This window comes from Janthinobacterium sp. PSPC3-1 (genome assembly GCF_049896105.1).
GTDB lineage: Bacteria > Pseudomonadota > Gammaproteobacteria > Burkholderiales > Burkholderiaceae_D > Janthinobacterium.
In genome coordinates this window covers 53,520-61,729 of the sequence record NZ_JAFCTQ010000034.1, presented here as the reverse complement: position 1 = coordinate 61,729, position 8,210 = coordinate 53,520, and the positions used below count along the sequence as shown (strand labels likewise).

The following is an 8,210-nucleotide window of genomic DNA, read 5'->3' as shown; positions in this document are numbered from 1 at the left end:
ACCCGGGCCGACGCGAAAGCCGCAATACAGGAATATATCGAAAGCTTTTACAACCGCCAGCGACGCCATTCGCGCCTTGGCAATGTTCCGCCCGCGTTGTTCGCTGAAAAATTCAGCAAACAGCCGCGGGTGGCTTGAAACAAGAGTGTCCGCTATTGACAGTACACCTCACACACCGCCCGGCGCGTGCCAAGTAGTCCAACTCGCCGATTATCCGTGCGGACTTGCCGAAAGCCTCCGGTGGATGCTTTTTTTTAAACTGTAGCGGTAGCGCTTGTAGCTGAACTGCATCTCGTGCAGATATCGCCTTGCCGTTTCCTGGCTGATGACTGGCAAGCCTTCCGTTTGCGCCAGGGTCCGTAGCAGGCTGTTGGCGCTGCCCCCATCGGCTTGCGTCAATGCGCGCAGTGTCTCTTGCTGTTCGGCCGTCCACTTGCGTTTGCGCCCGGTATGATGGCCTTCATAAAGACCCATCAGGCCTTGCTTGTTCCAGCGTTGCCGCCATGCTTCAATGCTGTTCAGATGGACATGGAATTCGTTCGCGGTTTGCTGCAAAGTCAGTCCCTGACTCAATCGAACTATCGCTTGGGCACGTATCCGTACACGTGGATGCTGATGAAAAACACCCATGTCGCGCAATGTTTGCTGTTCAGCCGGTTGTAGTATCAGTAGTTTCATCACATCAACTCCTGCGTCGTTGCCTATCAGGCTTTGACAGCAAAAATTGACGAATTACTTAGTGGAGCAGATCAACAAGGACTTGTTCCAGAGTCTCAGCCAAACGGTCGAGGAGATGCTGGGGCATCGAAATCCGGTCGTACGAGCATTGGGGATTATCGACACACGTTTAGGCAAGCGAAGGCTCGCCGACTTTGACTCGACTAACCAACACCCCCTTATTCAGCGGCTATATCAACTGAGGTGTGAGGCGGAAAGAGTTACGTCGTATAGCTCATCATGTCCAGAGATTCAGTAACCTGCGAACATCAAGCCGCTTGGTTAGCCTAATCTTCCAAAGGTCCGCTTCGGGGCGAATGCAGCCTGCCGATGCAGCCGCTAGATTTTCATACTGACAACCTGCTATGCTGGGATGAAACGGTAGGTTTCAGCCATAAACAGCCTTTCGAAAATTCATGAATAGAGTTATATGAATGAGCGTCCAATACCCTCCGCAGCACTAAGAGACGCGGCCTCGGTCGAAATGCTGCGTGTTTGGGTAGCTGAGCGGCAGTTGCACTGCTCACTGAAGATTGGCATGTACAGAGATGGTATAGGGATTGATGAGGAATCAGCATGGGGGACAATACTGGCTGATGCAGCTAGGCATATATCGAGAGCCCTGCATCCTGAAGATGCAAAAGCCGAGGAGGCTGCGCTGGAAAAAATTTTCCATCAATTAAACCAGGAACTTGCTGCCCCAACCTCTGACGCTAATGGAGGATTCGTATAATTTTCTGCATCCGGCCAGAAACAGTCGTTACTTAGGAGCTTAAAATGCTTAGCGATGTAGAATGCCGCGCGCTTGCCGAGCAGTATTTGCTTCGGTTAGCGCAACAGTGGGGAGAGGAGCTAATGCTGCTGCCTTCTCCATTTGAGACATCAGCCACTTTCGCTTTTTTCTATAACACGGCCGATTTCCTCGCTGCTGGTAACTATATCTATGCGTTAGCAGGAAATGCCCCACTTATGGTTAGCAAGTTGACTGGGGAGATCAAGGAAGCAGGAACTGCTCTTCCTACCGAGCATTATGTTCGTGAGTTCGAGACCATGCGTGGAAGGTCGGCTTAGGGGCTGTTGTGTTGAAAAACAAAGGCACGTTGACGTTTAGATAGAAATCCTGCCAGCCTAGACTATCCAGAACTGCCACTATTGAACGATCATCGAATACTTGGAGGTCTGAGGCTTCCCCAAATTGTTGCCGCGCGACTTCTTCAACACAATATGGCGTAACCTGCCATTCAGCGATGGACCATGCAGCTTTCCCGCTGCATGCGCAAACCAGAAAAATATGTCAATCCCAAGTCGCCAGCCCAAGCTTTCCGGGCCAAGCGGGCCTGAAAAATGTCGAGGGCAAGGCGCGGCGACGCAGACAGTACGAATGTACGGCAAGGAGCCGCAACGCCGCCATCGGCATTTTCTCGGGCCCGCCGTTTTTAGTTTTTCAAACCATAAAAAAAGACAGGCCCCCATCACAGGAACCTGCCTTGAAAGACGGCCAGCAATATGGACGCGGTGCCGCGCGCCCCTATCTGCCTTGAGAACTACAACAACTTACAGCTTGCCGCGCACGCCGAGGTAGAAAGTCCGGCCATTGCTGTAGAAAGCGCGTGGCTGATCCTTGTTCTCCGCATACATCTTGATGGTCGTATTGGTCAGGTTCAGCGCATCGAACGTGATGGTGAAATGCTCGTTGATCTTGTAATTGATCGAACCGGCCAGTCCACCACTGCCTTCCACATGCTGGCTGGCGCCACGGTCCACGCCCGCCTTGTAGGCCGAACGATAGTTATAGGCCAGGCGCGCGGACAACGCATTGGCTTCGTAGAACGCCGTCAGGTTGTAGGTGTTGCGCGAAGCGTTGACCAGTTCGTCACCGTTGTCGAGCTTGCCATCGGCATAGGTGTAGTTGGCCAGGATGCCGAAGTCGCCAAACAGCGGCTGCTGGTAGCTGAACTCCGCGCCCTTGTTCTTGCCGCTGGTATTGAATGGCGACGTGATCAGGTAGACGGCGTTGGCATTGCGCTTGCTGTTGAAATACGTGGCGCTGACGGTACCGTTCGAGACCACCGATTTCAGGTCCATATAGAACAGGCCCACCGAGAAGGCCGATTTCGGCGCGAAATACCATTCGGCGCTCACTTCGGCGTTGTCGGACTTGACCGGGTTCAGGTTGACGTTGCCGCCGCTGCCGCTCAGTGCATCGTCGTTCAGCGAGACCGAGCCGCCCAGCGCGCTGTAGTCGGGACGGGCGATGGTACGGGCCACCGCTGCGCGCACCACCAGGTCGTTGCGCACGTCGAACTTGATGTTGGCGCTAGGCAGGTAGTCGTTATAGGTACGCTCGTACAGCTTTTGCGAGTACGGGCCCCAGTCGGAACCGGTGATCGTGCCGCCGGCCTGGTTGACCAGGGTCGACTGCTTGGTGTGCACGGCGCGCAGGCCGAAGTTGCCGCTCCAGTTGTCGCCGGTCAGGTTGGCCATGGCGTAGACGGCCGAGGTTTTTTCCTGCAGGCGGAATTCGTCGGTCCAGTTGTGGCGGCGCACATAGTCGAACAGACGGTTGCCGTTGGCCGCGCCCCAGGCGCCCAGGGCCGCGCCATCATACTTGAAGTAGTTCGACGACAGGTTGCCGCCCAGGTTGTTGGCGAAGTCGCTCGGGTACATGCTGCCGGTCCATACCGGGCCCGGGTTGGTGAAGCCCAGCGCGCCCGGACGGGTTTCGAACGGATGCTCGGCATCGCGCTTGTGGTCGGTCACGCGGCCACCGAACTTGATGCTGTCCCACACGCCGCTGGAGATGCGCAGTTCGGCGTCGAGCTGAGCGTATTTTTCCTGGTCGACCGAACGCGATTCGCCACCGCCGGCCCAGGCCGTCGAACCTGGCTTGGTGGTGGTGCCGCCCGGATACGAGACGCTGGCCGGGCTCATGCCGTTCAGCTGGTAGACCATGCCGCCGTCGACATTGTTCTGGTAGTACACATCGTCGCGGTCGTAGCCGACGCCGTGCGTCTTGCCCACTTTGCCGCTCAGGGTCAGGTCCTTGGTGGCGCGGTACTTGAAGTTGAAATCGAGGTAGTACGATTCGCCGCCCGCGTCGGGACGGTAGATATTGTCGACTTCGCCCGAGTTGGTGCCGAAGGTGGCGCCCGTCAAGGTGCCATTCTTGACCGTGTAGTTGGTCGGCACCTGGTTGGCGCTGTTGATCGAGTTGGCCGGCGCGGCCAGCCAGTTGGTGTTCTGGTGCGGGGCTTTGAGTTCCGAATAGAAACCGTTCAGGTCCAAGGTCAGATCCTTGCTCGGCTTGAATTCGATATCGAAGGCGCCGCCGGCGCGGGTTTTCTTTTGCTCGAACAGGCTGGCGCCGATAAAGGTCGGCACTTTCACGCCGGCCAGTTCAGGGTGGGCCTTGGCGGCCGCGCTGTCAGCGGCGATCGGCGTATAGCCGAGGATTTCCTGGCCATCGCGGCGCACCGACGATTTTTGCGAGAAACCCTGCACCATGATGCCCAGGGTATTGGTGTCGTTCTTCCAGTTCACCAGGCCCGAGAACTGCGGTTCGGTCTTGCCGGCCAGATCATTGTAGAAGCCCTGGATCGAGCCTTCGGCCGTCACCTGGTTCTTGAATTCCAGCGGACGGCGGGTGATCACGTCGATCACGCCCGACACGCCGCCTTCCGGCAGGTCGGCGGTGGCGCTCTTGTGCACCACCACGGAACTGACCAGTTCGGACGGCAGCAGGGAAAAACTGCTGCTGCGGCCGACATTGCCGCCGAACTGGTTCAGCACGAACCAGTCGCCGGTGCTGATGGCATGGCCGTTGAACAGGGTTTGCTGGAAGCTGGGGCTGGTGCCGCGCAGGCTGACGCGGTCGTTTTCGCCGAAGCCGCCTTCGCCGCCGGCCGACGATTGCGTATTGACACCTGGCAGGCGCTGGATCGCGTCGGCCACGTTACGGTCAGGCATCTTGCCGATATCTTCGGCGGTCACCACTTCGACCACGGAATCGGCATTGCGTTTTTGCTTGAGCGACTTTTCCAGCGAGGCGCGCACGCCCGTGACGGTCACCACGGTGACGTCTTCGGCCGGCGCTTCCTGCGCTTGGGCCGAAAACGCCAGACCGGCGGCCAGCACGGCCACCGCCGTGGCGATCGGCGTGCGGCGGCGCGATCCGGATGTCACAACGACGGCTGCAGGTGTCAAATTGCGTTTCATGTACTCCCCCTTGATGGCGGTTCCAGGATGGAACCTGTTCATTTTTTAATATGGATCCTGTTGATGTTGCGGACCCTTCTGTCAACCACTTACAAAACCAATTTAACGCCAATATACTACTATCCAATACCAGAGCACTACCAGTTAAACCATTTTTTTTATAACGTTGTGACAATCACACAGACCACTTGGGGCTGTTTCAGGGCGCTGCCGTATGGGGAGACAGCCATACCAGAAGGAAAAAAGTGGCATGACGGGGAAGAAAACGAGGTGGGGTGAATTGGTTTTGCCGTGGTCTTCTTTGGTATTATCCATTCGCGCATCAGCGCCAACCCAGCAGCCACAGAGCGCGTCCGCAACGCGCCGCACCGGAGACCGACAGCACATGACCACCCTGGCTGACATCATGCAAGACCTGGGGCAAAGCAGCAGCCTGCCCCTGTACCAGCAATTGCAGCGCGCGCTGCGCCTGGCGATCGACAAGCGCATCCTGGGCCCGGACGAAGCGCTGCCGGCCGAGCGCCAACTGGCCAGCGATCTGTCGGTCTCGCGCATTACCGTGCGCAAGGCCATCGATGGCCTGGTGGGCGAAGGCCTGCTGGTAAAGCGCCCCGGCTCGGGCAACTTCATCAATACCCGCATCGAGAAGAATTTTGCCAAGCTGACCTCGTTTTCGGAAGACATGCGCGCGCGCGGACGAACGCCGCGCAGCGTGTGGCTCAAGCGCTCGGAAGGCACGGTGACGCCGGAGGAAGCGCTGCGGCTGCGGCTGTCGCCAGGCGCGCCCGTGTACCGTTTTCACCGCATCCGCTATGCGGACGACCTGCCGATGTGCCTGGAATACGCCACCATCGCGGCGGGCTGCCTGCCGTCGCTCGAGTCGGTCGACATTTCCATGTATGACGCGCTCGAGCAGGCGGGCAATCGCCCGGTGCGGGCCTTGCAGCGCCTGAGCGCGCTGCTGCTGACGGGCGAACAGGCGGTGCTGCTGCAGGCGCGCGAAGGCGATGCCGGCCTGTCGGTCGAGCGCCTGGGATTTTTGCGCGATGGCCGCGCGGTGGAGTTTTGCCGCTCCTACTTTCGCGGCGACATGTATGATTTTGTGGCGGAACTGAGCACCAGCTGAGGCCGGCATCGCGATTCAAGGAGAAGCACATGAAGGAACCGCTGCTGCCGCCCTGCCGGCATCCGCTGGTCGAGATCCGCAGCCTGCTGCCAGCCGACATTCCCGATTGGTATGCCTACCTGCGCGAACCCGAGGTCATCCAGCACACCAGCTGGAACTTGCGCGATATTAACGACCTGTACGCGCTGTACAACGATTACCAGTGCGAGGGACCCGAAACGCCGCTGCGGTTTGCCATCGCCGAGCGCGCCACCGGACGCCTGGTCGGCACCCTGGGCTTCAACCATCGCTCGCTGCAGCATCGCCATGCCGAAATCGCCTATGATCTTGCGCCGGCATGGTGGGGACGCGGCATCGCCACCGCGCTGTGCCTGGACGCCAGCGAGTGGGCGCTGCGGTCGCAGCACTGGCTGCGGGTGCAGGCGGTGGTGCTCGACACGAATGCCGCGTCGATACGGGTACTGGAAAAAGCGGGATTTGAACGCGAGGGCTGGCTGCGCGCCTATCGCGTGGTGCGCGGCGTACCGGGCAATTTTTTCATGTATGCGCGCGTGGCGTCTGGCGCCGCCCTCTAGTGCCCCTGGCGGGACACTGACGGCAGGTAAACACTTACTTCTCTTCCTTGGGCGGCAGGAAGCAGGCTTCGACGATCTGCAGGTCGTTGTCCTTGGCAAACTCGCGCACGAAGTGGAAGGCCATCGGTTCGATCTCGCGCAGCTTGGTGTTGACCACCACCGACTTGACGCCGTTGACGATGGTCGGGCGAACGTAGGGAGAGTATTGCAGGTGCGCATTGCGCCCGCCACCCTCGGGATTGAAACAGGACATCACTCCGCACAGGCGTTCGGCCCAATCACTGGGGCGAAATTGCTTGCCATTGCTGGTGAGACCAAGGATGAAGAACTCGTCTGAGAGTTTTCCGTTGTTTTGAGATAACTCGGCCATGTGGCTTGTCGGGACTGGATTGCGTGAATGGCCCCGGCGGGTAAACCGGGCTGGTAGTTCAGTGCGTCTTGCGGACAGTCAGTATTATATCTTATAGAAGACTTGGGTTCTACCTCGATCTGTCCTGATCTGCCGGCCAGATGCAAAAGGGGCCGGCACACTTGCGGCGCCAGCCCCTTATTCTAATCGAATTGCACTTGCCACACGACGTGCATCAACCGAGGAAGATCGCACCTGACAACAGCAGCAGCAGCAGCATCCACAGCAGCAAGGCGCGCCAGACCAGGCCCACCGTGCTTTGCAAGGCGCGCACGCCGGGCTCGTCGCCGGGCAGGATATCGCTTTCGCTGTCGCTGTCGTCGATCGCCACGTCGAGCGTGATCACCACGCGCGCCGCGGTCTCCGCCGGCGTGCCCAGGCGTACGCCCATGGCGCCGCCGCCGGCCGTCAGGATGATGCCGATCGCCTCGTCGTACCAGCGATGGGCGAAATTGCGCCAGGCGTAGATGGCGTCTTCGAAGTTACCGACCACGGCAAAGGCGACCGCCGTCAGGCGCACGGGAATCCAGTCGATCCAGTAAAAGGCGCGCGCGGCAAACAGGCCAAATGCTTCATTGCGCATGTGTTCGGGTTCATTCCAGGCGCGCGCCAGGTATTCGGCCACGCGGTACATCACGGCGCCGGCCGGCCCGAACGGCATCATGAACCAGAAGAAGACGCCGAACACATTGCGATGCGTGGTGATCAGGGCTTTTTCGACGGCGATGCGGGAAATTTCATTGGTCTCCATGCCCACCGTGTCGAGCTTGGTCCATTCGGCCAGCAAGGTGCGCGCGGCCGGCTCGTCGCCGGCGCTCAGGGCCAGCTGTATCGACGTGAAGTAATGGCTGTAGTGGCGAAAACCCAGGGTCAGGTAGACGATCAGCACGTTCCAGGCAAACATCACCAGGGTCAGCTCGTAATACTTCAACGCCCAGTAGATCCCGGCGGTGGGGATCATCAGCATGCCCATCATCAAAAACCAGCCCATGCGGCCGTGGCTGGCGTGGCCAGCGTTGAACCAGGTCTCCATGCGCATCGCCATGCTCTTGATCTCGGCGTAGATCATATTATCCGCACGCAAGGGCTTGAGCTGCTCGATCAGTAGTGCGCAAAGTATGGAGAAAAATGTCATCGATGGTCCTTTTTGTCTTTTACAGCAATACCG

The 8,210-nt window shown here is 58.8% G+C and carries 9 protein-coding genes; 5 read left to right on the top strand and 4 right to left on the bottom strand.

Annotated features, from left to right (window positions below; all coding sequences use genetic code 11):
• On the top strand, nucleotides 1–138 hold a 138-nt coding region (locus tag ACP7B7_RS25620; protein ID WP_426078553.1), incomplete at its 5' end, for an IS3 family transposase.
• A 72-nt stretch (nucleotides 139–210) separates the two neighbouring features.
• Here the strand turns inward: ACP7B7_RS25620 and ACP7B7_RS25615 are convergent.
• The gene (locus ACP7B7_RS25615) at nucleotides 211–678 is read right to left on the bottom strand and encodes a helix-turn-helix domain-containing protein (protein ID WP_426078552.1); all 468 of its coding nucleotides are present in this window, start codon (nucleotides 676–678) and stop codon (nucleotides 211–213) included.
• Between the two features lie 469 nt (nucleotides 679–1,147).
• Here ACP7B7_RS25615 and ACP7B7_RS25610 point away from each other — a divergent pair, with 469 nt between their 5' ends.
• Nucleotides 1,148–1,450 (top strand): DUF5076 domain-containing protein, encoded by a 303-nt coding sequence (locus ACP7B7_RS25610; protein ID WP_426078551.1) that lies wholly within the window; start codon nucleotides 1,148–1,150, stop codon nucleotides 1,448–1,450.
• A 44-nt stretch (nucleotides 1,451–1,494) separates the two neighbouring features.
• Nucleotides 1,495–1,788, top strand: a complete 294-nt coding sequence (locus ACP7B7_RS25605) for a hypothetical protein (protein WP_426078550.1) — start codon at nucleotides 1,495–1,497, stop codon at nucleotides 1,786–1,788.
• Nucleotides 1,789–2,271: 483 nt separating this feature from the next.
• Here the strand turns inward: ACP7B7_RS25605 and ACP7B7_RS25600 are convergent, their stop codons facing one another.
• Nucleotides 2,272–4,932 (bottom strand): TonB-dependent receptor, encoded by a 2,661-nt coding sequence (locus ACP7B7_RS25600; protein ID WP_426078549.1) that lies wholly within the window; start codon nucleotides 4,930–4,932, stop codon nucleotides 2,272–2,274.
• A gap of 385 nt (nucleotides 4,933–5,317) precedes the next feature.
• On the opposite strand from ACP7B7_RS25600, the gene ACP7B7_RS25595 reads away from it, so the two are divergent.
• Both ACP7B7_RS25595 and ACP7B7_RS25590 read left to right on the top strand, forming a co-directional pair.
• Nucleotides 5,318–6,058 (top strand): GntR family transcriptional regulator, encoded by a 741-nt coding sequence (locus tag ACP7B7_RS25595; protein ID WP_308922671.1) that lies wholly within the window; start codon nucleotides 5,318–5,320, stop codon nucleotides 6,056–6,058.
• A 29-nt stretch (nucleotides 6,059–6,087) separates the two neighbouring features.
• Nucleotides 6,088–6,633: a GNAT family N-acetyltransferase gene (locus ACP7B7_RS25590; RefSeq protein ID WP_308922672.1), complete on the top strand. Its 546-nt coding sequence runs from the start codon at nucleotides 6,088–6,090 to the stop codon at nucleotides 6,631–6,633.
• 34 nt (nucleotides 6,634–6,667) lie between these two features.
• On the opposite strand, the gene ACP7B7_RS25585 is transcribed toward ACP7B7_RS25590, so the two are convergent.
• Nucleotides 6,668–7,003, bottom strand: a complete 336-nt coding sequence (locus ACP7B7_RS25585; RefSeq protein WP_308922673.1) for a DUF3579 domain-containing protein — start codon at nucleotides 7,001–7,003, stop codon at nucleotides 6,668–6,670.
• A 214-nt stretch (nucleotides 7,004–7,217) separates the two neighbouring features.
• On the bottom strand, nucleotides 7,218–8,177 hold the full coding sequence (locus ACP7B7_RS25580; RefSeq protein ID WP_308922674.1) for a CobD/CbiB family protein: 960 nt from the start codon (nucleotides 8,175–8,177) through the stop codon (nucleotides 7,218–7,220).
• Nucleotides 8,178–8,210: the final 33 nt, after the last annotated feature.

What these genes read in the sequence shown, in the direction of transcription:
- ACP7B7_RS25585 (WP_308922673.1), bottom strand. Translation starts at nt 7,003, where the DNA reads ATGGCCGAGTTATCTCAAAACAACGGAAAACTCTCAGACGAGTTCTTC.
- ACP7B7_RS25610 (WP_426078551.1), top strand. Translation starts at nt 1,148, where the DNA reads ATGAATGAGCGTCCAATACCCTCCGCAGCACTAAGAGACGCGGCCTCG.
- ACP7B7_RS25600 (WP_426078549.1), bottom strand. Translation starts at nt 4,932, where the DNA reads ATGAAACGCAATTTGACACCTGCAGCCGTCGTTGTGACATCCGGATCG.
- ACP7B7_RS25615 (WP_426078552.1), bottom strand. Translation starts at nt 678, where the DNA reads ATGAAACTACTGATACTACAACCGGCTGAACAGCAAACATTGCGCGAC.
- ACP7B7_RS25580 (WP_308922674.1), bottom strand. Translation starts at nt 8,177, where the DNA reads ATGACATTTTTCTCCATACTTTGCGCACTACTGATCGAGCAGCTCAAG.
- ACP7B7_RS25595 (WP_308922671.1), top strand. Translation starts at nt 5,318, where the DNA reads ATGACCACCCTGGCTGACATCATGCAAGACCTGGGGCAAAGCAGCAGC.
- ACP7B7_RS25605 (WP_426078550.1), top strand. Translation starts at nt 1,495, where the DNA reads ATGCTTAGCGATGTAGAATGCCGCGCGCTTGCCGAGCAGTATTTGCTT.
- ACP7B7_RS25590 (WP_308922672.1), top strand. Translation starts at nt 6,088, where the DNA reads ATGAAGGAACCGCTGCTGCCGCCCTGCCGGCATCCGCTGGTCGAGATC.